The sequence below is a fragment of the Sphingobacterium sp. SGL-16 genome, from assembly GCF_011043515.1.
GTDB classification, from domain to species: Bacteria; Bacteroidota; Bacteroidia; order Sphingobacteriales; family Sphingobacteriaceae; genus Sphingobacterium; species Sphingobacterium litopenaei.
In genome coordinates, this window is record NZ_JAAKGQ010000004.1 from 54,980 (window position 1) to 78,606 (window position 23,627).

Here is a 23,627-nt window from a genome sequence, read left to right on the forward strand (position 1 = left end):
TCAAATTATCAAAATCTCAAATTATTTATTTCCTTTTATTGCCTTAATAATTCCTTCTAAGTTTTCGTTAAATTCTAAAAGTTGTGCAAAGACTTTATCGTCTTTACCAAGACCGCCATGTTTGTTGTTTTTAAGGAAAATAGTTTTGATATCTTCCCAACGTTTTTGCTCTTCGGGTCTAATTAAGCCTGCTAATTCTTTTAATTTCAATAAATTGCTTTCCGTGTCAGCAGTCAAAGTTTGCGATTCACTTTCGTAATGCGCACGCACCACATCATCAATTTCCTTATCATTCATCATCGGAACGATTTGCGTAACCAATTTACTCATGTTACGGTACGAACCTTGCATTTTGAATGGAGGTTCTGTACGATAGGAGTCTTGCATCGCTGCGGATTGAATATAGTTTTTGTTGACTTTGATTACCACATCCCGAATTTTCAATACATACTTCAGTACCGCTACGAAATTGTCAATATCCTGCTTCAAATAATTACCTTCTAAGTCAGGTAATTGTTCTGTTTCTTGTTGAACAAAGTTTATCAGTGCATAGAAATCCTTAAATGATTTGCTCGCTATCTTTTCGAGATGTGGATTTTCAATAGCGGCATTTTCAATAAGACTGAGGTTAAACAAATGCTCTGTATCGCCAATCACATCACCCAAATTATACACATCAGCACGGTTCGCCAACATATCTGGAATTTGAAACTTAGAACCCGATTCTGTATAAGGATTTCCTGCCATCACAATGCAAAAACGTTTACCACGTAAATCATAGGTTTTGCTTTCTCCCTCAAAAATACCATCAATCTTGCGTTGTCCATCAGCTAATGAAATGAATTTTTGTAAAAATTCAGGATTTAAATGCTGAATATCATCAAGATAAAGCATCACATTGTCCGCCATCTCAAAAGCCAGATTGATTTTTTTTAATTCCTCGCGTTCGCCGGAAGTTTTTGCTTCGATAGGGTCAATAGATGTAATCGAATGTCCTATCGTTGGACCATTAACTTTTACAAAATGTAAACCCATCGTTTTAGCTAAATATTCCATCAATGTCGTCTTACCATATCCTGGAGGAGAAATTAGAAGCAACATGCCCATTCGAGCTGTGCGTTTGGTGTCCCCAGCAGCACCCAATTGTTTGGCTAAATTGTTTCCAATTAGCGGAAAATACACCTCGTTGATAAGCTTATTGCGAACAAAAGATGTGAGCACCTTGGGTTCAAACTCCTGAATTTTCAATTCTTTCTCATACGATTTTACCAATTGCTCTTTTAGTGCAGCAAAACCATTAAATCTAAGTACATCATTCTCCACGAAAGACTGTAATTTTTGAATAAAATCATGATAATGAATTGTGATTTTTCCATCTTCTAAAACAGCATGATTTCCTTTTAGACCTTCTAACGAAACTGTGTCATGTGCAAAATGAAGATGGTAGCTTTCTTTAGGGAACAATAATTCTACTGCAGCTTCTTCTACATACTGTCTGTGTGTTTTATATTGAGGATCTTCATCTATAAACGCGTGTAACCAATTTAGGGTCAGGTAATATTTATCTGCTACACTGAAAAATTCACTCTCCAAATCATCATGAAAGGATTTGTAAGTCTTTCTATTTTCTAGGGCACGTTGGAAATCTTGTTTCAAATGGTCCGCACTTTCGCTTAAAACCATTTGCCTATATTGTGAAATCGCTTTAAAAATATATGTAGCGACATTTTTCGCGACAATCCCCACATTATCCACAATATTATCCCAAGTTTGGAAGATGCTTGAAATTTCTTCTACCGTGCTTTGATAGCGGTTACTTTTAGGGAATGCTTTCAACACATTCGATGTAGAATGAATCAAAGCCTCTAGTTTCTGTCTAGTCACAGGGGCTAAAGTAAACCAAAAAAGATGTGCTGCAGCACGTACCTTCGGTGCATACCGCAAAAGTTCCATCTTATCATCCATACTTTTGATAGCTTGATAAATTTGTAGCGCATCAAAGTTGTGTACACCTTTTATGTAATTCTCTGAATAATTTTGCTCAACAATTTGTGTAATAAAGCTTTCCGAATCAAAAGAATCTTGGTTTTGCGAAGCCAAAAATGTTTTATAAGCTAAATATTCAGCTCTATACACCACTTTATTCTCCGACACAAGCTCTTGCTCCCAAATATCCTGATAAGTCAGAATATCTTGATTTTTGACTTTTTGATAAAAGCTTGTGCCTGTCAGATGATAATATAAATCCTCATTGCGTCGTAATAAGGTCAAACTCAGCGGTTGCTTGTTAACCGTAAATTTATGCTTTCCAAGCGCTATAATGTTATCGCCATCGACATAAAGTTCAGTTTTGTCTCGTAGAATCCGCAAGGCATCTTCTTGTGATTTTTTAAGTAAGTTTTCTAGATTTTCGGCTTTCGAAACATCCTGTAATGTTTTCAATTCGCTTATAAGTTCGCGAATCTTATCAATCATCAAATCCGAAGCATAGAAACTCAAAATCTCTTCACGCGAATTGAAAGTTTTGGATTTATTTTCAATGTTTTTCAGTACTCGAAGACCGATTTGCTCTAAAGAAGAACTTCTTTTGTTGAGTTGCTCAACAATTTGTTCGCGACGCCCATTGAATGCTTTGATGATTTCATCACGTTTATCGGCAATTTTTAATGCAAAATCATCAAATTCAGAAAACTTGCTATCCAACTCTTCCAGTTGAGCGACGATTTTGGTATAATATTCATCAACCTTATCAGCAGAAGTCGAAAGTTCTAAATAGTTTGTAACGGATTGCTCGAGCAAAGTCAATTGTGCCGAAAATTCTGCAATAGCTTCTTTGCTTCTTAGCGAGCTTAATTTGCGCGTCAGTTGTGCACGAACTTCATTCAGTGATGAAAATATCAACGATATTTTCTCAATGATTTTGGTCGTCTGTGTGACATCATCGATTTTTAAGCTGTTTAGAATATCAATCAACAATTCCAGTTCGGAAGAAATGGCTGTATTGTTTGTTTCAACTTCTTTTGCATCAAAAGCTTTGGTAATTTCCTCAACATTTTTCTTTTGCTCAATGACACGTTGCTCATAGGGTAGTAGTGCTTCATCCTTCAAAAGGAAAGCAACTGTCTTTTCTGACAGGTCGGAAGAAATCTTTTCTATTTGTTCCGAAAGTAGCGCTATTTGTGCATCTTCCGTGTATTTTACATTTTTCAGGTCTATGATTTCGCCCTGGAGTTTGCGCGAATCCGCCAATTGATGAACCAATTGATCCAGCTTTTCAACAGTGGTACTGTTAATATTAAAGACCAGTTGATCTAACTTTTGGTGGGTTTTTGCTACTACATCAAGCGCATGTTTGCGCAAAGCTTGTACTTTCACGAATTCATCAATCGCAGTGTTAGCCACTTCCGCAATCTGTCTTAGGGGCTCGCCTAAATTTTTTAAAGCGGCATCATGAATCCAAAAGTAGCTATCTAAAATCCCATTCGTTTTACGAAGAATATCCTCATACAAACCTTCGTAACTATCTTCCTTATTGACTAATTGCACGACTTCTTGTACTTCAGCCATCGCTTGTACAATCTGCTTGTTGCCGACTTTGTATAAAGGGTCGTCTCTACGCTCCAAATTTTCCTGTAGCACAACCATATATGGCGTTTGCCATATTTGTACCTGATGATGACGTGTAGCCTCGGCTTCCGTACGGAAATAAATCAGCGAGCCATCATCAAATACCGTAAAACCGTTACATATAATAGGTGTTTCTACCGTTTGCTGGATGATGTTGTACGACATCAGAATGTAGGTGTTACTTTCCGATTGCGTAAAGATATACAAGAAATCTTCGCCATTTGGCGAAGCTATTCTGCGTAGGAAACTTACATTTTCGAAGGTATTATCAAAAACTTTGTAAGTTCCATTTTGAAGATAATATCCATTCGAAAAGATGACACCTTGATTGTCAGGTAGCAAAATAGCCGACTCATTCAACGATTTGAGGTTAACAACCTCTTTAGTACGTTGATTGAAAATATAGGCCCTAAATTCTTCTTGATATGGCTTAATGCGTACGGCAATCAAATTCCCTAAATCAGCATAATAGTAATCTGCATCATCCAATTGTTGGTCGGTATTAGCTACTTTTTCCGCATAAATTCCTTTGCCAGAATCTGTGTTATCTTCTATTTTGAAGGTGATATCCCCGTGTAAAGCTTCAATAAAGACTTTGTCTAAAATGGATATATGCGGAAATTTCCCTAAACGGCGATCTTCTAAAGTGGTTTTGGTCCACGAAAACTCATGCTGCAGCGGCAATTTAACTTCATGAATGCTTCTGTCGTCTTGATAAATAAGTTTATCCCCTTTAATTAGCCACTTGAAAGCTTTTCTGTCTTCCGCATTTTTAGACGTTTGGAAAATCATGTAAAGATAATTTTCTGTTCTGCGGAATTTTGAAAAGATAGAATCTCGGTAGTATTTATAAAGATTTTGGTAATCGGTAACGAAATTAGAATCGTTGATTAGTTCTAGCGATTGTGGAATGAAGTGGTTGTCTTCAAACTTATATATACTAAAAACATCCTCCAATTTAATCTCGGTACGAAGACCAAAATGTACGTTATATCCGAAAATACAAATGTTGTCAAGTGCTATAATGCCACGCGCCACACAGTTGTTTTCGGTGGTAATGCGTTGATTGGCTTTCAACACAAAGCTTGTAGAATTAAAAACTTCTTTACGCGCTGAATTGAGCGCTCCTACACGCTTGGACAAATTATCGCGTTGTGTCAATAGGCGTTTGCGAATGATTTCGTACGAGCCTGTATCTAGCGAATCTTGTTTTATAGGTACCTCTTTGTTTTCTTGCATGGATATGAGTTTTTGAGGCTTTTATAATAGTGTAGTAATCCTGACTTGTCAGGATTACTAATGCTCTCTTTTTTAAATTAACTTTTTATTCGAAATACCTAAATTTTTGGCTATACCGAATAATGAATTAATAAAGCCTTTATCTTCTTCGTTTTCTTCTGCCGAAGCTGCTTGTTGCAATTTGATTAAAGCAGCTGAAACCGTTAAGTTCTTAATGTCATTAGTTGAAATACCATACTTATCCGCTAAGGAACGTACTTTCTCCGCTAAATCACCTTTTCCATGAGGACCTAACAAGGAATTTTTAATGTCAGTGGCGTGTTGTGAATTATCAATCAATTTATCGAAACCTTTGGCATTGGATACTTGACGAACGATATTTTCGAAGAACAATGTTTCGCCGCCGACAATGTCAATTTTTGCTGATTTCAATGCTTCTGATAACACAGATGCCTGTGCACCAGCAATGTCTTTTTGGATATTGATATGTGCCAATTCCACATCGCGTTCTTTTTGCAATTGCAATTTGAACTCTTCGTGCTCTTTACCTACGCCATCCAGTTGTTTCATCGCCGAAGCTTTTTCTTCAATTCCTTTAGCTTCCGCTAAAGCTTTTTCACGAACAACTTCTGCCTGAGCTAAACCTTCTTTGCGTAAGGCTTCTGCTTTTTTCTCAATAACTGCAGCCTCTTTCGTGCCTTGTATTTCTTCTGCCTCTGCTTTTGCCACCATCACTTCAGCTTCAGATAAACCGATTGCCGCTTCTTCTTTTGCTTTCGCTTCCGCAATGATTTTACGAGCTTCTGCTTCTTTTGCAGACGCTTCTTTCTTCGCTTCCGCTTCGATTAATAACTCTTGTGCTTTTTTCTCCGCTATTTTACGAGCAGCTTCGGCATCGATTACTTTTTTCTCGGCTTCCTGTTCTGCTGCAATTTTCGCTGCTTCAGCCGCTTTCACCGTAGCGATTAAACGCTCTTCGGCTTCTTGCGATGCCGCAATAACACCCGCTTTTTTCTTGCGCTCTACTTCACGAAAAACTTCTAAATCTTTAACAGCTTGTTGCTCTTCGATAACTCCTTTTTCTAATTGTACACGTTCTTTGATGACATTCTGAATTGTTTTTTGCTCCGTTTCTACCGAACGTTGTTTGTCGATTTGCGCCAATGTTACGATGCGCTCACGCTCTGTAGCTTCTAAAGCACGGTCTTTCTCCACACGTTCTGTTTCCACAGCGTCCGTACGGAGTTTATTTTTCTCTGCGATGATGATCTGACGCATCTTGTTTTCTTCTTGAATTGCTAATGCTTCTTCTGTAGAAATGCGAACAGTTTCTGCTTTTAAGCGTTCTTCTTCACGTACTTTAACGATTTCAGCTTCTTCACGTGATTTGATGTTTTCAATCTCACGACGTTGCTTTTCTTCTTTTTCTGCCAATTGTCGTTCTAATTCCAAAATTGCTTCACGTGCTTCGACATTTTGCTTTTTGATAACCTTCTCTTCTTCACGACGAATAAGATTGGCATTCATATTTTGTTTTGCCGTCAATTCCGTGATTTTTTTAATACCTTCTGAATCTAAAATGTTGTCAGGGCTCAAGAACTTTAATTCAGTTTGCTCCAAATAGTCAATCGCACAGTCATCCAAGATGTAGCCGTTCAAATCGGTGCCGATGATATTTAGGATTTCATCACGAAATTCACGACGCGCTTCGTACAATTCGATGAAATCGAATTTTTTACCTACTGTTTTCAACGCTTCGGAAAATTTCGATTCAAAAATATTCTTCAACGTTTCTGGTTCACTGGCACGATCACAACCCAAATTTTGGGCTACATTGATAACATCATCTACTGATTTGTTGACACGTACGAAGAATGCTACTTTGATATCTGCACGGATATTGTCCTTACAAATTAAACCATCTCCTTGCATTCTGTTAATCTCGATTTTCTTAACAGAAATATCCATAATTTCCATTTTGTGGAATACTGGAACCACGTACATACCTTTGTTGAAAGCAACTTTAGTGCCTCCTACACCCGTACGAACTATAGCTTTTCCCTGAGGAATCTTTTTGTAGAACATACTCAGTACTACAAAAAAGGCTACAATAATAAAGACTATGACACCTACTGCTAGAAGCACTATGCCTGTTAGTCCGTCGATTAATAATAATTGATTAGTAGTCATATTTTATTTAAGTTTTATATTTTTTAAAAGTTGTTGAGGTTAATATTCTTTTGTACGTAATAGTATTTCTTGTCTTGCGTTTCATTCACAATAAGGACTTCATCACCATACTGGATTTCCTTGCCATCCACACTTTTGACATTCAACCGGATCACATCATTCTGGATAATAATTTCTGCTGAACCTAATTTTTCTCCTTTTATCGTCGAACGCATGGTGCCTATTCGTCCTAAAAATTCATGTGCTTCTTCGCCAGTATAACCTACCTTTTGGTAAAGTTTGGTAACGGGAATCGTCACATAATGCATCAGGAAATATGTCAAAACAAAAATTGGTATAAGGATAAAAACCGATTTCCAACCATAATTGCCTAACTGAAAAAGTAGGGAAGAAGCAATGGTAATCATCCAGCCAATGAATTTGAATAAGGTAACAATCACCATAAAAGGTGCTTTACCTACATTGATAAAGTCCATTGCTTTCGATAAAAAAGATGGTTCTGCTTCCCCTTCTGCATTCAAATCTGTATCACTTTCAACATCTTGAATGTCAGCTCCCTCAAAATCTACATCGACATCTGCATCGCCAAAATCAAAACCATCGCCCAATAGCATGGTAAATAGCCAATATACAAGCGACAAGCCTGTCAAAAGCGTCATTATTGCATTTGGCAGTGGATGGAATAAAATGTTGATTACTTCTGTCATAGCTTTTATTTGTTAAATGGTTTCTCTTTTGAAAGTATAATGGAATGTCCATGAACTGCCGCTCACAGAAAGGTCTTGCATGCTGACCAGTTCCCATCCTTGTCTTCCTAACTCATTGAGGACTTTGTCAATTTCATCAGCGTCCAATTTTGTACCCCAAAAGCCCTTAGGCTCAATCTTTAATGTTTTATATTCAAATCGTTTCATGTCATTCTGATTTTTGGTGGATAATTATTTCGTATTAATAAGATGTAAACTAATGTTCCAATGAAGGGTGCAAAAAGAATCAGAAGTATAATCAACACTTTATCTGTGCTTTTGTACGTAAAATCTCTTTTTTGCAAATCCCACAATGCGCCAATAGCGAAAATCAAAGGAAGCAAGGTGAAAAATCCCATAACGATTAGAATAAAAATTTCAGCAGTTCCCAGATTTATGAATAATAAATTTTCCATTGTGTTATGTATTATTGAGTTTCCGTTTTAATTCTTCCAATTCATCTTTAGGTGTGTCAGCTCTCTTTAGCAAATAGTCAATTTCTTGTTCTGCTTTTTGCTGGGTATGTTCCTCAAAAGCATCATTGTACGCTTCCTGTTGTTCTATTTTGGATTTCATCTTTTCCAAAAGTTCAATGGTGCTGTTGTTGTCAATGTTTGCCATTTGCTTGTTTGCGAATTCGGAAGCATGATTTATGCGTTGTTTAGCTTTCAAAGTGGCTAGCTCTTTCTCCCATTTTGAGATATTGAACTTTAATACATCAATTTTATTATTGATCAAATTTATTTTATCTGTATATACTATACTTTCTGTTGAAATTTCTGCAGCCTCTTCTGTCAATTTTTTCTTGATACTAAGTGCTTCCAGTGCAAGCTGATCAGCTTTTTTAGCCTCTATCTCTTCCTTTTGTGCTTTTTGCAAGAGTAGCAAAGCCTTTTCTTCATACGTTCCAGCATCAGCCAATTTGTTTTTAGCTAGATTTTCACTTCTAATAAGCTGTGCTCTGTTTGAAATATAAGCTTCGGTCAATTCCGAAAGCTGCTCCTTCATTTCTTCTATTCCTTTTTCAATTAAATGAATAGGGTTTTCCATTTTGTCAACCAAAGCATGAATCTCAGCTTGTCCTATTTTTAAAAGTCTTTTGAAAATATTCATCACGGTATGTTATTGTTTTGAAAATTGTATTAATTGTTTGTTATACTCACTCAGCAATAGCGAAAGTGAATTAATAGCCGCATCAAATTCATTTTGATCCAGATTGTGCAATTGCAGGGTGTATCTGAAAATTACACGCTTACCATCTTCTGTTAGCGCGAATGCACCGTGAATGATATCCCTATTCTTAATTAATAGAGATTTGAAGATGTGCAGATTATCCGTATGCAATGAAAATAGATGTTGTTCGAAAATGATAATCGGCGGTGTAACCCCTACAATCAGATTCTTAATGCCATCAAAATTGTTTTCAATGAGAAAAAAACCTTCTTTCCCATTCTTGCTGATTATGGTATAATCCAAATCGAGAATAAATTTTTCAACAGTTTTGAAGTTCATTGGCTAATTAATTTATATATTTGCTTATATTGTTAGCATAAAGATAATAAATGCAAAATATTTTTGCAAAATATTTTTACGTTTTTTTTGAAAATGAGTCAAATTGGAAATAATATTAAGAAGCTAAGAAAGGTGAAAGGGCTAAGTCAGCAGGCTTTTGCAGATTTATTTAACTTAACAAGAGGGAATATTTCTTCGTATGAGGAATTTAGAGCCGAACCTAAAATTTCGGTTATTTTGCAGATTGCAAAATATTTTAGCATACCTGTGGCAGAATTGTTGGAGCAGCAACTTACGGTGAATGAAATTTTGAATTTCGAAGACCATTTTGAAGCAGAAGCAACCAGAGCGGATGTTAAAAACTTGACGGATATTCCTTTTATAAATAGAGAATATTTACAAAAATCTTCCAATGTAGATATAAGTGAACTGCCGCATATTTACTTTCCTGTATATAATAAGCATAGTATGCTTGCTGTGGAAAATTCGGATTTAATTCCTAATCCAATCGATTTTCCTTTTGAAGAAGGTGCGGTGCTATTTTTCGAACATGTAGAAGTCGATATTTTGCATACATTGGAATCTAAAATCGGTTTTTATATGCAAGATGAAGATTTGTTCTTCGGACAGTTTGAAATTGCGGATAAGCAAATAAAACTGAAATTGAACGATTGGAAGGAAGCTGTGTTTAACGAAGAAAATAAGCAGTCCTTTTGGAAATTGTATGCAAAGTTTGCGAGGGTTTAAAAAAAAAGCTCCATTTGAATCACAAATGGAGCTTTTGCTTTATTTCATCTCTTCTTTTAAAAATTGAGCGGTTTCGGAGTTTTTGACTTTGATTAAATCTTCTGGAGTGCCTGCAAAAAGTAATTTTCCACCTTCACGGCCACCTTCTGGTCCCATATCAATAATCCAATCGGCTGTTTTAATTACATCCAAGTTGTGTTCAATTATTAATACTGTATTTCCTCTTTCGACTAAACGATTGATAACGCCCAATAATACGTTTACATCTTCAAAGTGTAATCCTGTTGTTGGTTCATCAAGAATGTAGAATGTATTACCAGTATCTTTTTTCGAAAGTTCTGTTGCTAATTTGACACGTTGTGCTTCACCACCAGATAGGGTAGTGGACGATTGTCCTAAGGTCAAATAGCCCAATCCAACATCTTGCAAAGTTTTAATCTTACGGTAAATCGATGGAATATGTTCGAAGAAATCTACCGCTTCATTGATACTCATGTCCAATACATCTGAAATAGATTTTCCTTTATAGCGCACTTCCAACGTTTCTCGGGTATAGCGTTTGCCATTACATGATTCGCAAGGTACTTGAACATCCGGTAGGAAATTCATTTCAATGATCTTCATTCCTGCACCTTGACAAGTTTCACAACGTCCACCTTTGACATTGAAAGAGAACTGTCCAGGTTTGTATCCGCGAATTTTAGCTTCGGGAAGCTGAACGTATAGCGTTCTAATATCCGAGAAAACACCTGTGTAAGTCGAAGGATTCGAACGTGGTGTTCTTCCGATAGGACTTTGGTCAATCTCAATCACTTTGTCGATATGCTCTAATCCTTCAATGCTTTTGTGTGGCATTGGTGTTGCTTTGGCACGGAAAAAGTGTTTATTCAGAATGGGGTACAAAGTTCCTGTAATCAAACTGGATTTTCCGGATCCAGAAACACCTGTTACTAAGATTAACTTTCCAAGAGGAAAGTCAACAGAAACATTTTTAAGGTTGTTGCCTTTGGCTCCTTTTAGAGATAATACATGACCATTTCCTTTTCTACGTTCTTTAGGAATAGCAACTTCCTTTTTACCATTCAAATATTCCGCAGTCAAAGAATCAGCTTTTAGAATTTGCTTAGGTGTGCCTTCGGCAACAACTGTACCTCCATTTATACCAGCCGCAGGTCCCATGTCTATGACATAATCAGCATGCAAAATCATGTCTTTATCGTGCTCCACAACTAAAACAGAATTTCCTATATCACGCAGATTTTTCAAAGAATTAATTAATCTTTCGTTATCACGCTGGTGCAAACCAATACTTGGTTCATCCAAGATATAAAGAACGTTTACTAATTGTGAACCGATCTGTGTAGCTAATCGAATACGTTGCGCTTCACCACCTGAGAGAGTTTTGGAAGAACGGTTCAATGTTAGATAATTTAGTCCTACATCCAACAGAAACCCAAGGCGTGTTTTGATTTCTTTAAGGATTTCAACAGCAATAGTCTTTTGGCGTTCGTCCATTTTATCTTCGATATTTTCGAGCCATTTGGCTAATACCGAAATATCCATTGCAGCTAATTCTGCAATATTTTTGTCTGCAATTTTAAAGTGTAAGGATTCTTTGCGCAATTTATCACCATGACAAGTTGGACAAACTACTTGCGTACGGAATTCTTCCAACGCAGGTGCATCATCAGAATATTTGCCGTTGTGTTCTTCCAACATTTTGAAGATACCCGAAAAAGAAACTTTATATTCTCTAGCTCCATACGAACCGTAAGACACCGTTAATGTTACAGGTTCTTCTGCGCCAAAAAGCATCAAATCAATTTGCTCGTCTGTCAGCTTTTCAACCGGGTTGGTTAATGAAATTTCGAATTTCTTTGCTACAGCTTTTATAATTGCGCTATTCCAGCTTTCTTTTAGTGGGCCTAAAGGAACAATTGCTCCTTTTTGAATACTTAATTTTTTGTCTGGAATAACTATATTTTTATCAATCTCGAAAATATATCCTAATCCATCACATTTAGGGCAGGCTCCATAAGGAGAGTTGAAAGAAAAGGTGTTCGGTTGCGGTTCATCGTAGGAAATACCCGATTCCGCATCCATTAAATATTTACTGAAAAACTGTTCTTTGGTATTTTCGCGGTTTGCAATTTTGATAATCCCTTTAGCAGCTTTCATTGCCTGTAATACCGAAGTATACAAACGTTTTTTATCATCTTCCGTAGCTCTCAGTCTATCGATGACAATTTCTATATCGTGAATTTTGTAGCGGTCGACCTGCATTTTAGGTACTAAATCTAGTACTTCTCCGTCTACACGTACTTTAGCATAACCTTGTTTGCGTATCTGTTCGAAAAGCTCGCGGTAATGTCCTTTACGGCCTTTGACCACAGGAGCTAGTATGTTGATTCCTTCGTCCTTAAAGTCAGTAAGGATCCGATCTACAATCTGCTCTTCGGACATACGCTGCATTTTCTTACCTGTAGCGTATGAAAAAGCTTCACTCGCACGCGCATACAGCAGTCGTAAAAAGTCGTAAATCTCGGTGATCGTCCCTACGGTAGAACGCGGGTTTTTGTTAGTCGTTTTTTGCTCAATAGAAATAACAGGACTTAGTCCAGAGATTTTATCTACATCAGGTCTTTCCAATCCACCCAGAAACTGTCTACTGTAGGCCGAAAATGTTTCCATATAACGGCGCTGACCTTCGGCATAAATCGTGTCAAAAGCCAAAGAGGACTTTCCTGAGCCACTTAGCCCAGTAATAACCACTAATTCATTTCGCGGAAAGGAAACATCAATATTTTTTAAATTATGTACACGTGCACCATATACTTCTACTTCACTTTGATCACCTAAATCGACTGCTTTTGTTTTTGACATATTGAGCTTAAAAATTTACGAACTTGCAAAGTTACTGATTATTACGCGGACTTTATACGTGTAGCGTAGGTGTTATTACCTAATATTATATTTAGATGATGATGGAATAATTTTTGTAAGTTGCTTGTATAAATTGCTAGCCTTGAAAAAATTAGATTTAAGTCGTCACGAAAAAGAAATAGTGGACCAAGCCCTAGACTTTTGGAAAGCGAATGGAAGTTTGGATGATCAGAAAGTACAGGAATTAAGAACTACTATAGACGAGCGAAGTTTCGAATGGAAAGTTTTGGCGCGCTATGCCTTTTGGGTTGCGTTGGCCTCCTTAATTTTTTCGGTGGTTTCCTTGTTTTCGGATAATGCTTTAGAAAAGTTTATTCAGCAGTTTTATGATACGCCTAATGTTATATTCTGTTTTTTCTTTGCCGGATTAGCTTTCGCTTTTTACTTCTTAGGTTTTCGGAATAAGAAACGTTATCCTGAGAAAACTTTTTCAAATGAAACATTAATGCTCGCGGGATCCTTTTCTACGGCGGCTTGTATTGGTTTTTTGGGACAAGTCTTGGATCGCGAAAATCATTTTTTCAGTATACTTTTCTTCTTATCGATATTAATTTACGGTGTTTTATCTGTCAAGTTGAGTTCCAAATTGATATGGATCTTTACATTGGTCGCTCTGGGAATATGGTTTGCAACTGAAACAGCCTATCATAGTGATTGGGGGTGGAAATTTTGGGGAATGAATTATCCTTTACGCTTTACCATTTTTGGGGCTATACTTACGACAGCGGCTATCTTTGTGCAGCCTAAGTTTGCTTCACTGAAGCCTTTCAAATCTACAAGTATTATTATCGGATTACTATACACGATGATAGCGTTGTGGTGTTTATCCATTTTTGGAAATTACAGTGATTTTGAAGCATGGACAAAAATTCGTCAATACGAAATTTTATATTGGGGATTACTAGCCATTGCGCTATCATTAGGGTTAGCTCTATATGGATTGAAAAGGAAGGATACTGTTATTCGAGATATAGGTTTTGTATTCTTTTTGATCAATTTATATACACGTTTCGTGGAATATCTTTGGGATAATATAAACCGAACTATCTTCTTCTTAATTTTAGCTATTTCTTTTTGGGTTGTTGGACGATGGTCTGAGAAGATTTGGAAAAAGCAACAAAGCTCTTCGGAATAGAAGAGCTTTGTTGTTAATTAATTTTAATGCTGTAAGTAATGTCTACTCCTCCGGCAGCTAACATATCATGTACGGAACAGTACTTTTTAACAGCTAGTTCTGCTGCTTTTTGTGCTTTGAGTTCATCAATTTTTCCTTTCATCAGGAAGTTGATATGGATTTTAGTGAAAATATTAGGAATCTCTTCTCTACGATCTCCTTCCACTTCTACTTGAATTTCTTCAATTTCCTGACGTTGTTTTTGAAGAATAGTAGTTAAGTCAAAAACACTACAAGAACCTAAGGCCATCAATACTAATTCCATTGGTCTTACACCTTTACCTTCTCCTCCGATACCTTCAGAACCATCAATATTTACTTTTACAGAAGACAATTCACTTGAAGCTTCGAAATGTACTGCTTTATTTATACGTTGTAATGCTACTTTCATATCTTGTAAATTATAATACTACTAAAATAAGAAAAGGTCGCTGTAAAAGCGACCTTTTCCCTTATTTTTAGCGAAGCTATGACTTAAGGCATTTTTACACCTCGGAATCCCGTAGCGTCTACTTTACCTACTTTAGTGCCATATTTTGAATTTATAGCTTCTATTATCATATTTGCCATAATAGCATTTCCCATTGGAGTCAAGTGAATACCATCTAGTGAAAAGGCATTACCTGTAACATAGGCTGAACTAACACCTACACCGTTATAGTTTATTCCAGTTTTCAACTTAGTCAATAAGCTATTAACATCAGCAACAGCTAAGTTTTTGTCTTTTGCAAGGTTTTTAATAAATGCATTCAAATTATTAACACGAGCTTTAATGTCAGCAATTTCATCTTTATCTAACACAAATTTGTCATGTAGAGGATTCTGAGGAATTAAGCCATAGCCCGCAGTCATTGGATTTCCGTAAACAACAGCTTTTCCTAAAGTATCAGTTGGGAAGCGCAAAGTAAATAAATCTTCACTTGTAGCAGCACGAACACCATTCGCTGTGGTAATGTAAATTTTCTCAAAAGCTCCACCTGTTGATGCTTTTACACCAGCTTCTATTCTTGCTGTTGTAACTGTTGTGAAGAAGGGAACTGAAGTAACATCAGGAATTGTCGCTAACACTCCTTTTTGGTTTTTATCTGTCAAAAGGTTAATAAAGTTCGTATAAACCGCTTTGAATACCGCTTCCGAAGTGTATGTGGTAGTTGGATCTAAAGGATCTTCATAGCCCCCATTCGAAGCATAACCCAATACATCATTGTTTCCTAACCAGAAAGTAAAGAAGGTGTGATTTCTTCCCGCAACAAACTGTTGGTAATTCTTTGTACCCACTTCGTTATCTGCAATAAGACGTTTAAAATACATGTTTGCAGCACTTACTTGTCCTACTCCCGAATGATCGATTCTCATGCCTGGTATACCAAGGTTATGGATTTCGGGACCTTCGTATTTCGCTAAGGTATTAGCTCCAGTATATGCCAATTTATCGGTAACAGATTCTGTTACGGGATTTCCGTTAACTAATTCTTTTAATCTAATATAGCCAGAGCCATTAGATTGTGCTTCCGAGAAAAATGGTGTGTTAAATTCTCCACCACCATGTGAACGAAATTTTTCTGCTATTAAATTTGGAAAGGCTGTTTTTTGCACTTCTAAATATAATCCCCCATCTGAAAATCCCGCTGTCAATGAATTACCTATCGAGATATATTTCGAAAAATCAACATTCCCGTTTTGTGTTGGTTCAAAGTCATTGCTGATTTCAGGTTTACATGATACAATTAAAGCTAAGGAAGCAAGCCCGAAGTATAGTTTTATATTTTTTCTGAACGTTTTCATAGTTTATTACCATTTATAGGTTAAAGAAATACCTGGAGCGTGTATATTAGTTTTAAATGTTCCGCTTAATGCAGTTTCTACATTCGTAACGGTTCTTTCAATAATACGCTGGAAAGTATAGGCTCCTGAAAGATCAAATTTGTCAGAAAGATTGTACGTGAAACCTACCGAGCCCATTACACGGTTATTATCTGGTGTTTCCGCATATACATATTGAGCGCGAACAGGTGTATAGACATAGCCTGCTCCAATTCTTAAATCTAAATTTTCTGAAGCATTGTAATTAAGACCTACTTTTCCTGAAAAGGCATTTTCGTATTTCTTAGTTTGCTCCGTGTCGCTCAACACAGGAGTATTATCTTCATAATCGAAAACCAGTTTTTTGTAAATACTGTATCCTATTAATGTAGCATCCGCAGCTAGGTCCATTTTTTCTCCTACTGGGAATGCTATTCCTAAATTGAAAGATGATGGTAATGGTAATTCAGCGGAGAATTTGGTGTCAGGAAAAGACGTAGCCAAAGCTGCTGGTACAGTAAATTTAGCATCTCCATCTTCTAATTTTGTTCTCACGTGGGATCGGTAGCTTAATGACACCGCAAAATCATCTTCTAGGTTATAGTGCACACCAACATTGTATCCCATACCTGTTCCAACTCCAGTAAGTTCAGCACGTCCTGCATTTCCATTTTGATCAAATACGGGTAGTGAACGCGAAAGGTCAACTGTTCCTACATTGTATACAAAGCCCCCGCCAATACCGAAGTTTTCAGTCAATTTAAAACTGATAGTAGGTTGAATATAGATAGCACGCAATGCCAAATGATTTAATTCAAATCTGCCTGGCCAATCTGTTCCCCAGTCTACAGCACCACCATACGGTGTGTATACGCCAATACCCGCTTTCCACCAGCTATTCTTAGGGCCAAAAGACGCGAATAAAGAAAAAGGCGGACTTATTTGAAATTTAGTGTTGTATTGGACATCACTATTTACTTCTTTAAATGCTGATCTGAACATGACAGCAGAAGCACCGACCGAAATCGAATTATTTTCTGCTTTTGAGAGTGCTCCAGGATTATAGAAGATACTGGTCTCATCAACAAATAATGCAGACCCAGCTCCAGACATTCCTAGCGCTCTTATGCCCTGAGTGTTCACTTGGGAACCCTGAGCAAACGTTAGTGTTGGACTTGCCAGTAAAAGGGCAAAAAGTAATTTTCTCATATTGCGTGAGGTTTTTTTAATTAGAATTTAGTATGCTAACATAGTATTTTTTTTTATAAATAAAATAATTATTTGTCTTTTTTTGATTAATTGAAATGATTAACTTAACAATCAAAATATATATAACATCATGAGTCAAGTTACATTTAAGGGAACACCTGTAAGTACAAATGGTTCTTTACCTCAGGTAGGAGAACGAGCTCCAGACTTTTCATTAACGTCAGCAGATTTGTCGCAAAAGTCAATAAAAGATTTCGAAGGTAAAAGAATTATCTTAAATATTTTTCCAAGTATAGATACAGGTACATGTGCTGCGTCTGTGCGTGCATTCAATGAAATTGCTTCGTCATTACCTAATTCGGTAGTGCTTTGTATTTCCAAAGATTTGCCTTTTGCGCAAGGAAGATTTTGCGCTGGTGAGGGGTTACAAAATGTGATTACATTATCTGAATATAAAAACTACTCATTTTCAGATTCTTACGGAGTTCGTTTTACCGATGGTCCTTTGGAAGGATTATTAAGTAGAGCGGTTGTAGTGGTGGATGAGACAGGTAAAGTTATTTACCATGAGCAAGTTTCAGAAATAGTTGATGAACCAAATTATGAAGCTGCATTAGCAGTTTTATAAAAATAATCTCATTTTACTAAGGATTGGGCGATATTTTCGCTAAATCCTTAGTATTACAATATGTAATGTTATTTAAAATAAATAATATTGCAGTATGCTAGAAAATCAACCTACCAAACATTTCATTCTCGTTGATCCTTACCTTAAGGATGGTATACTATTAGCTAAAAAATTGCTTTCTATAGGTTATTATGTTTCCGTTATTGGTGATACGGCAAACTCTGAAGTTGATGTAATTTCCACCAGGCAATCGAGTAATAATGATTTAGAAATTCTTGATATTAAAAATGGTTGCATAAACAATATTATACCTAATAATGATTTAAAATTTTCTAAAAAATTTTATGTTTTAAATACACTTAAGAGTGTAAATTCAATATTTACGGTACCAAATACTAAAGAGAATAATGCGCTTTTTGCAGAGTTTATACATGGTATAAAACGATTCGCAATTGAAAATCAAATTGAGATTTGTTATAATAAAATTCATCATTGTGAATTATCATTTATAGAAGAAATAATAGATTACTTAAATTCTTTTTTTAAAAATAATGAGAAGAGGTTGATGGTAAATTCCTTAGATATTGTTTGGTTTGTCGGTGGTAAGAATATGTTTATAGATGAAATAGTGAAAGACATTCTTGATTCGAATTCGGATGCTGATAATTTCTCAAACAGGATTACTTTTAGAGATCTCTTAAAAATATATTTCGAAGTGTTGGGTGCAGAGTTAGAATTCTGCGGTAAAGGTGAGCAGGAGAGGGGAGTTATTGTGGATTATGAAGAAGAAATTTTGTCACTCCATGGCCTGGGGAGTCAGAAGATACGCTTGGGTAATACAGTATTAAAAATCAACGATTTACATGACTCAAGTTTATTTGAAAAGTTAAAGGGACAGAATTTGAACTCTTTAGATTCAAATTTATCTGCAGAATTAGAAGGTAAAATCAAAAGGTTAATTAAAAAGAAAATTTATAACAATATGTAAATGAGGCTTTTGTCCTACTAAATTGGTTTAGTGAGTTAAAAGCTTAAAAAAAGAAATAAAAGCTAATAAATTGGAATAGTTTTTGTTATCATTACGCATCTACGAAAAACAAAATAAATACAATAATGTTACTAGTTATGTTTAATTTGGGGGCAGGATTATGGAAGGTAAAGTAGCAAATATTCCGAGCACAAAATCGGACAATGAGATAAAAAGCAATAAAGATAAATCGAAGATTTATTTTTTTATTGTGGCTATTATCGCATTGTTAGCTACGAATGTGTACTTCTATGTAAAATATAAATCTTCAGGTGAGAAACTATATACTTTAACACTTCAAAAGGAAAAACTTCAAATAGAAATAGATCGTATAGAAGCGGAATTGGATAATATCGATCGTCAAAATATTCAAGGTTTGCCACAAGAAGTAATAGATCAACAACTGAAGGCACGTCAATTGATAGCTGATTTACGTCGTGCATTAGAAGAAAACAACGTTTCAGATAGCCAAATTCAGTTAGCCAATTCTCAACTCGAGTCACTTAAAAGTAATGTATCAAAATTGTTAACGGAGGTAGACGATCTCAAGCTTCAGAACGAAATACTGAAAAAAGAGAATGTAGAACTGCAAGGTACAGTTAAAGAAACTACGAACAAAGTGCAGAAGTTGGCGAACGATAATTCTGTATTGAGTGAGAAAGTTCTGATTGCTTCCTCGCTAAAAGTTTCCAATATTGTGATTAATGGAGTGGAGCAAAAGAAAAATGGAACTTTGGAAATAGAGAATAGAGCAAAAAAAGCAGATAAATTACAGATAAAATTTACTATAGTGGATAATCCACTGGCTAAAAAAGGTAGAAAAGAAGTGTTTGCTAGAGTCATAGACCCACAAGGAAATTTAATAGCAGCCAGTAATGATGTATTCTATGTTCATGGAGATAAACTTCAGTATACTTTTAAAGAGCATATAAATTTTACCAATAATGGAGAAGAATATACATTCTTATGGAATGATCAGACGAAATTGAAAAAAGGTGCTTATACGGTTCTTCTCTATGCTGATAATGCTATTATGGGTAGATCTAGTGTAGTACTCAAATAATTTTTGGAGTTTAGACTTCATTATACTATTAATATGAATGTCCTTCTTGATATACGAGAGGGACATTTTATTTAAGGCTATCTGCGTTTCGAACCATATCCAGCAGCTGCTATTCTTTTCCTTTATATATCTTATCTAATTAGTACCATCAGATATGTAGAAACAAAGAAATTGCTATAGGCCTTAAGACATAAGAAAAGGCTTATGTTTTTATTACATAAGCCTTTTTGTATAATATTTATATTTCTATTAAGATTCGTAATTTGCTTTTTTCGGAAATACCAATGAAGCAATAACGCTAATAGCTAAGATCGCAACGATAATAATTAGCGAGTGCGACGTCGTAAAACCCCATTCTTTTAGGTAGCTATGCAATAACATTTTTGCGCCAATAAAAACTAATAAGAAAGCTAATCCGACCTTTAAAAGGTGAAATTTGTCTATAATATTTACTAATAGGAAGAACATAGAACGCAAACCTAATACAGCAAAAATATTCGAAAAGAAGACAATATAAGGGTCTTTGGTAACGGAGAAAATCGCTGGAATAGAATCCACAGCAAAAATTAAATCTGTAAACTCAATCACTAATAACACTAAAAATAGAGGAGTAACATATTTCACCCCATTCTCTATTACGAAAAACTTACCACTTTCGAGTTTATGTGTTACTTTGAAATATTTAGATGCGAATTTAACTACAGCATGATTCTGAGGATCTACTTCTTCTTCTTGGTTGCGGTTGATATACATCATGATACCTGTGTATACTAGGAAAGCTCCGAAAACGTATAGAATCCATCCAAACTTAGCTATCAATGCAGCTCCAACAAAGATAAATATACAACGCATCAAAATAGCGCCTATAATACCCCATACTAATACCTTATGGTAATATTTTTCTGGAATACCAAATGAGGAAAATAGGAGCACCATTACAAAGATATTATCTACAGATAGGGCATACTCGACAATATATCCTGTAAGATATTCTAACGTCAAATTTTTGTTATAGGCTTGTATACTCGCAACTACATCATCTGTTATTTTCACATCATGAAGATGTTTGGCTACGACTTCTTTCAGACGGGCGAGATCATGAACATTGTGCAATTCATTACCCCAGAAATATAAAATTGCCCCAAAACCCAGTGCAAATAAAACCCATATTAAGGACATAATTGCAGCGGCTTTCAAGGTGATGGGTTTATCATTTTTGCTAAATAATCCTAAATCAATAGCGAGCATGAGGATAATAAAAATTATAAATCCTCCAAAAAACATTAGTTCGTGACTCATCTTTATTTATTACGTTCTGTGGTAAATTTTACTAATTGTTGTAAGCCTAATTTATATTCATTATCCGGAAATTCATCCAAGATAGCAAAGGCTTCTTGTTGAAACTGCAACATTTTATTTGTAGCATAATCTAAGCCTCCACTACTTCTCACAAATTGAATTACTTCTGCTACTTTCTCTGGATTATCGCTGTGGTTTTTGACCAATTTGATAATGTTTCTTTTTTGTGATGTACTAGTCTCGTTTAATGCAAAAATCAAAGGCAAAGTCATTTTCTTTTCTTTGATATCATTTCCAACAGGTTTTCCTACATCATCCAATCCAAAATCAAATAAGTCATCCTTAATCTGGAAAGCTAATCCTACCTTTTCTCCGAAAAGTCGCATTTTCTCGACCACTTCATCAGAGGCACCAACCGAGGAGGCTCCAGACGCGCAGCATGATGCAATTAATGAAGCTGTTTTTTTACGGATAATTTCGTAATAGATTTCTTCCTTAATGTCCAATTTGCGTGCTTTCTCAATTTGTAGCAACTCGCCTTCACTCATTTGCTCTACGGCGTGAGAAACTATCTTTAAGAGATTCAGTTCGCTGTTGTTTACGGAAAGTAATAATCCTTTCGCCAACAGAAAGTCACCCACCAACACGGCTACTTTATTTTTCCATAACGCATTAACCGAAAATAGGCCTCTACGTTCATTGGCATTATCCACAACATCATCATGAACCAAAGATGCTGTATGAAGTAACTCCACTAAGGAAGCACCACGATACGTTGACTCATTGATGGTACCACAAAGGCCTGCCGCAAAAAAAACAAACATAGGACGCATTTGTTTGCCCTTTTGTTTGTAAAGATATTGAGTTATAATATCCAATAGCGGCACAGAACTCTGCATAGATTGCTTAAACTTTCTTTCGAAAGAAGCTATTTCTGTGGCTATGGGTTTTTGTATTTCTTTTAAACTTCGCATGAAAAATGGTACGTACCAATAAGCATCAATTATAGTTAACTAATATAGCAAAATTACACTAGATGGATTCAACTGATTTTTCTAATTCAGCATACCATTCCGCACCATATTCGCGTATTAAGGGATCTTTGAGGAATTTGTACACGGGTACTTTAAGTTCTTTGCCAAAGGTACACGCGTCATGACAAATGTGCCAACGATCGTAATGTAGTACATCAAATTCGGGATAATGTGTAGTACGGATAGGATAGAGATGGCAAGAAATTGGTTTTTTCCAACTTACATCCCCTAATTCATATGCTTTTTCAATAGCACATTTTGTTATTCCGTTTTCCCAGGTAACGTAAGCACATTCCTTATTACCGTCAACACAGGTAGTCGTTAGATCACCATCAGCATCAATAACACTTGTTCCGTATTGTTCTACCGCTTCAATTCCTTTTTCTGTCATCAAATGTTTTACTTTCGGATAAATCTCTTCAAGTATCGCTTTTTCTGACTCTCTTAGTGGTGCTCCAGCATCACCTTCTACACAACAAATACCTTTACATTTCGATATATTGCAAACAAAATCATTGTTTATAATATCTTCATGCACAAGTACATTACCAACCTCAATCATTAATTTATTTATTTTGAATAACTTACTTTTTTCCCTAATTCGTACTTCAGACCATCAGCTTTTGTTAATTCCATTGTTACTGAGCCGATTAAGATTTCCACCTGTGCCTTTACGGGTATTCTGTTTCCATCATTGGTCACCCAAAGATATAATTTACTATCCTTTTTGAAAATACGTCCAGGCTTAATTTCTGGATTAAGTTTGATACAATCTAATGTACCTAATGCTGTTTTGATTTTTTCGGTTCCCACATAAGTCACACGCAACTCAGCAACTTCATCATTTAAGAAATAAGGTATTTTGAACGAGTCACCCGATTTGAGCGAAGCTAAATCCAGGTTTCTTGCAAAATAATAGGCGGAAACTAAATCAAATAATTGAGATGAAGGGCTTTTGAAAGTTCCTTTAGCACCTTTTACCGTATGATTCCGGTGATCAAAAGTTGCATATTCCTTACGCGTATAACTGTTCTCGTGAATATCTTCCGTGTACAAATAAGGTTGGTAGGTCGAACCATCAATATAACTGTCATATTTATTTTTTACCGTATAAAAAATTGAGAAACCTGAAGAAGTCTGTCCATAAGCACTTAAATGAAATACATTCTTGTTGCTGAATTGTAATTTCGATTTGTTAACCGAAAGCACGCCATTTGCGGCAGAAAGAATCCCGTATTTCAGTTTATAAGATAATTTTTCACCTTCTTTGAATGTTGGTTCTTTAAGATAAGGCAAAGTCTGGCTATACCCAAGGGTTAAACCAGTAAAAAGAAGTAATAATGCTGCGTAAAATTTTTTCATATAAATAGGACAGTCTGGTAGTCA

General features: G+C 35.8%; 20 protein-coding genes. 5 read left to right on the forward strand and 15 right to left on the reverse strand.

What is annotated here, in order from left to right; translation table 11 throughout:
* Positions 1-21: 21 nt before the first annotated feature.
* The 7 genes from G5B32_RS02630 to G5B32_RS02660 form a co-directional block, all read right to left on the reverse strand.
* Complete coding sequence (locus G5B32_RS02630) at positions 22-4,866, reverse strand: DNA repair ATPase (RefSeq protein ID WP_165290003.1); 4,845 nt, start codon at positions 4,864-4,866, stop codon at positions 22-24.
* 72 nt (positions 4,867-4,938) lie between these two features.
* Positions 4,939-7,056 (reverse strand): flotillin family protein, encoded by a 2,118-nt coding sequence (locus G5B32_RS02635; protein ID WP_165290004.1) that lies wholly within the window; start codon positions 7,054-7,056, stop codon positions 4,939-4,941.
* Between the two features lie 23 nt (positions 7,057-7,079).
* Positions 7,080-7,763: an OB-fold-containig protein gene (locus G5B32_RS02640; protein ID WP_165290005.1), complete on the reverse strand. Its 684-nt coding sequence runs from the start codon at positions 7,761-7,763 to the stop codon at positions 7,080-7,082.
* A 12-nt stretch (positions 7,764-7,775) separates the two neighbouring features.
* Positions 7,776-7,970 carry a DUF4177 domain-containing protein gene (locus tag G5B32_RS02645; protein ID WP_165290006.1) on the reverse strand — a complete coding sequence of 65 codons (195 nt, stop codon included), beginning with the start codon at positions 7,968-7,970 and terminating at the stop codon, positions 7,776-7,778.
* Positions 7,967-8,218, reverse strand: coding sequence for a PLDc N-terminal domain-containing protein (locus tag G5B32_RS02650; RefSeq protein ID WP_165290007.1), 252 nt, complete (start codon positions 8,216-8,218; stop codon positions 7,967-7,969). The genes G5B32_RS02645 and G5B32_RS02650 overlap by 4 nt, the downstream gene beginning before the upstream one ends.
* A gap of 4 nt (positions 8,219-8,222) precedes the next feature.
* Entirely contained in the window at positions 8,223-8,915 is a 693-nt protein-coding gene (locus G5B32_RS02655) for a PspA/IM30 family protein (RefSeq protein ID WP_165290008.1), read from the reverse strand.
* 9 nt (positions 8,916-8,924) lie between these two features.
* The gene (locus G5B32_RS02660) at positions 8,925-9,314 is read right to left on the reverse strand and encodes a YbjN domain-containing protein (protein WP_165290009.1); all 390 of its coding nucleotides are present in this window, start codon (positions 9,312-9,314) and stop codon (positions 8,925-8,927) included.
* A gap of 93 nt (positions 9,315-9,407) precedes the next feature.
* On the opposite strand from G5B32_RS02660, the gene G5B32_RS02665 reads away from it, so the two are divergent.
* Positions 9,408-10,061: a helix-turn-helix domain-containing protein gene (locus tag G5B32_RS02665; protein WP_165290010.1), complete on the forward strand. Its 654-nt coding sequence runs from the start codon at positions 9,408-9,410 to the stop codon at positions 10,059-10,061.
* 39 nt (positions 10,062-10,100) lie between these two features.
* Here the strand turns inward: G5B32_RS02665 and uvrA are convergent, their stop codons facing one another.
* Positions 10,101-12,944, reverse strand: coding sequence for an excinuclease ABC subunit UvrA (gene uvrA / locus G5B32_RS02670; protein ID WP_165290011.1), 2,844 nt, complete (start codon positions 12,942-12,944; stop codon positions 10,101-10,103).
* Between the two features lie 142 nt (positions 12,945-13,086).
* Here uvrA and G5B32_RS02675 point away from each other — a divergent pair, with 142 nt between their 5' ends.
* Complete coding sequence (locus G5B32_RS02675; protein WP_165290012.1) at positions 13,087-14,139, forward strand: DUF2157 domain-containing protein; 1,053 nt, start codon at positions 13,087-13,089, stop codon at positions 14,137-14,139.
* A 13-nt stretch (positions 14,140-14,152) separates the two neighbouring features.
* On the opposite strand, the gene G5B32_RS02680 is transcribed toward G5B32_RS02675, so the two are convergent.
* The 3 genes from G5B32_RS02680 to G5B32_RS02690 form a co-directional block, all read right to left on the reverse strand.
* Positions 14,153-14,569, reverse strand: coding sequence for an OsmC family protein (locus G5B32_RS02680; RefSeq protein ID WP_165290013.1), 417 nt, complete (start codon positions 14,567-14,569; stop codon positions 14,153-14,155).
* 83 nt (positions 14,570-14,652) lie between these two features.
* Entirely contained in the window at positions 14,653-15,963 is a 1,311-nt protein-coding gene (locus G5B32_RS02685) for an SGNH/GDSL hydrolase family protein (protein ID WP_165290014.1), read from the reverse strand.
* 6 nt (positions 15,964-15,969) lie between these two features.
* Complete coding sequence (locus tag G5B32_RS02690) at positions 15,970-17,190, reverse strand: OmpP1/FadL family transporter (protein ID WP_165290015.1); 1,221 nt, start codon at positions 17,188-17,190, stop codon at positions 15,970-15,972.
* A 130-nt stretch (positions 17,191-17,320) separates the two neighbouring features.
* Here G5B32_RS02690 and tpx point away from each other — a divergent pair, with 130 nt between their 5' ends.
* From tpx to G5B32_RS02705, 3 genes are all read left to right on the forward strand, one after another.
* Complete coding sequence (gene tpx / locus G5B32_RS02695; protein ID WP_165290016.1) at positions 17,321-17,818, forward strand: thiol peroxidase; 498 nt, start codon at positions 17,321-17,323, stop codon at positions 17,816-17,818.
* 94 nt (positions 17,819-17,912) lie between these two features.
* Positions 17,913-18,806 (forward strand): hypothetical protein, encoded by an 894-nt coding sequence (locus G5B32_RS02700; protein ID WP_165290017.1) that lies wholly within the window; start codon positions 17,913-17,915, stop codon positions 18,804-18,806.
* Positions 18,807-18,966: 160 nt separating this feature from the next.
* Positions 18,967-19,908 (forward strand): hypothetical protein, encoded by a 942-nt coding sequence (locus G5B32_RS02705; RefSeq protein ID WP_165290018.1) that lies wholly within the window; start codon positions 18,967-18,969, stop codon positions 19,906-19,908.
* 249 nt (positions 19,909-20,157) lie between these two features.
* Here G5B32_RS02705 and G5B32_RS02710 read toward each other — a convergent pair whose 3' ends face one another.
* The 4 genes from G5B32_RS02710 to G5B32_RS02725 are packed head-to-tail and all read right to left on the reverse strand — an operon-like array spanning position 20,158 to position 23,603.
* On the reverse strand, positions 20,158-21,207 hold the full coding sequence (locus G5B32_RS02710) for a TerC/Alx family metal homeostasis membrane protein (protein ID WP_165290019.1): 1,050 nt from the start codon (positions 21,205-21,207) through the stop codon (positions 20,158-20,160).
* Between the two features lie 2 nt (positions 21,208-21,209).
* Positions 21,210-22,181, reverse strand: a complete 972-nt coding sequence (locus G5B32_RS02715) for a polyprenyl synthetase family protein (protein ID WP_165290020.1) — start codon at positions 22,179-22,181, stop codon at positions 21,210-21,212.
* Between the two features lie 58 nt (positions 22,182-22,239).
* Positions 22,240-22,803 carry a DUF3109 family protein gene (locus G5B32_RS02720; protein WP_165290021.1) on the reverse strand — a complete coding sequence of 188 codons (564 nt, stop codon included), beginning with the start codon at positions 22,801-22,803 and terminating at the stop codon, positions 22,240-22,242.
* Positions 22,804-22,811: 8 nt separating this feature from the next.
* Positions 22,812-23,603: a DUF3108 domain-containing protein gene (locus tag G5B32_RS02725; RefSeq protein WP_165290022.1), complete on the reverse strand. Its 792-nt coding sequence runs from the start codon at positions 23,601-23,603 to the stop codon at positions 22,812-22,814.
* Positions 23,604-23,627: the final 24 nt, after the last annotated feature.

Excerpts from the sequence above, each read along its gene's own strand:
- G5B32_RS02630 (WP_165290003.1), bottom strand. The coding sequence starts at position 4,866 with ATGCAAGAAAACAAAGAGGTACCTATAAAACAAGATTCGCTAGATACA.
- G5B32_RS02635 (WP_165290004.1), bottom strand. The coding sequence starts at position 7,056 with ATGACTACTAATCAATTATTATTAATCGACGGACTAACAGGCATAGTG.
- G5B32_RS02640 (WP_165290005.1), bottom strand. The coding sequence starts at position 7,763 with ATGACAGAAGTAATCAACATTTTATTCCATCCACTGCCAAATGCAATA.
- G5B32_RS02645 (WP_165290006.1), bottom strand. The coding sequence starts at position 7,970 with ATGAAACGATTTGAATATAAAACATTAAAGATTGAGCCTAAGGGCTTT.
- G5B32_RS02650 (WP_165290007.1), bottom strand. The coding sequence starts at position 8,218 with ATGGAAAATTTATTATTCATAAATCTGGGAACTGCTGAAATTTTTATT.
- G5B32_RS02655 (WP_165290008.1), bottom strand. The coding sequence starts at position 8,915 with ATGAATATTTTCAAAAGACTTTTAAAAATAGGACAAGCTGAGATTCAT.
- G5B32_RS02660 (WP_165290009.1), bottom strand. The coding sequence starts at position 9,314 with ATGAACTTCAAAACTGTTGAAAAATTTATTCTCGATTTGGATTATACC.
- G5B32_RS02665 (WP_165290010.1), top strand. The coding sequence starts at position 9,408 with ATGAGTCAAATTGGAAATAATATTAAGAAGCTAAGAAAGGTGAAAGGG.
- uvrA (WP_165290011.1), bottom strand. The coding sequence starts at position 12,944 with ATGTCAAAAACAAAAGCAGTCGATTTAGGTGATCAAAGTGAAGTAGAA.
- G5B32_RS02680 (WP_165290013.1), bottom strand. The coding sequence starts at position 14,569 with ATGAAAGTAGCATTACAACGTATAAATAAAGCAGTACATTTCGAAGCT.
- G5B32_RS02685 (WP_165290014.1), bottom strand. The coding sequence starts at position 15,963 with ATGAAAACGTTCAGAAAAAATATAAAACTATACTTCGGGCTTGCTTCC.
- G5B32_RS02690 (WP_165290015.1), bottom strand. The coding sequence starts at position 17,190 with ATGAGAAAATTACTTTTTGCCCTTTTACTGGCAAGTCCAACACTAACG.
- tpx (WP_165290016.1), top strand. The coding sequence starts at position 17,321 with ATGAGTCAAGTTACATTTAAGGGAACACCTGTAAGTACAAATGGTTCT.
- G5B32_RS02700 (WP_165290017.1), top strand. The coding sequence starts at position 17,913 with ATGCTAGAAAATCAACCTACCAAACATTTCATTCTCGTTGATCCTTAC.
- G5B32_RS02705 (WP_165290018.1), top strand. The coding sequence starts at position 18,967 with ATGGAAGGTAAAGTAGCAAATATTCCGAGCACAAAATCGGACAATGAG.
- G5B32_RS02710 (WP_165290019.1), bottom strand. The coding sequence starts at position 21,207 with ATGAGTCACGAACTAATGTTTTTTGGAGGATTTATAATTTTTATTATC.
- G5B32_RS02715 (WP_165290020.1), bottom strand. The coding sequence starts at position 22,181 with ATGCGAAGTTTAAAAGAAATACAAAAACCCATAGCCACAGAAATAGCT.
- G5B32_RS02720 (WP_165290021.1), bottom strand. The coding sequence starts at position 22,803 with ATGATTGAGGTTGGTAATGTACTTGTGCATGAAGATATTATAAACAAT.
- G5B32_RS02725 (WP_165290022.1), bottom strand. The coding sequence starts at position 23,603 with ATGAAAAAATTTTACGCAGCATTATTACTTCTTTTTACTGGTTTAACC.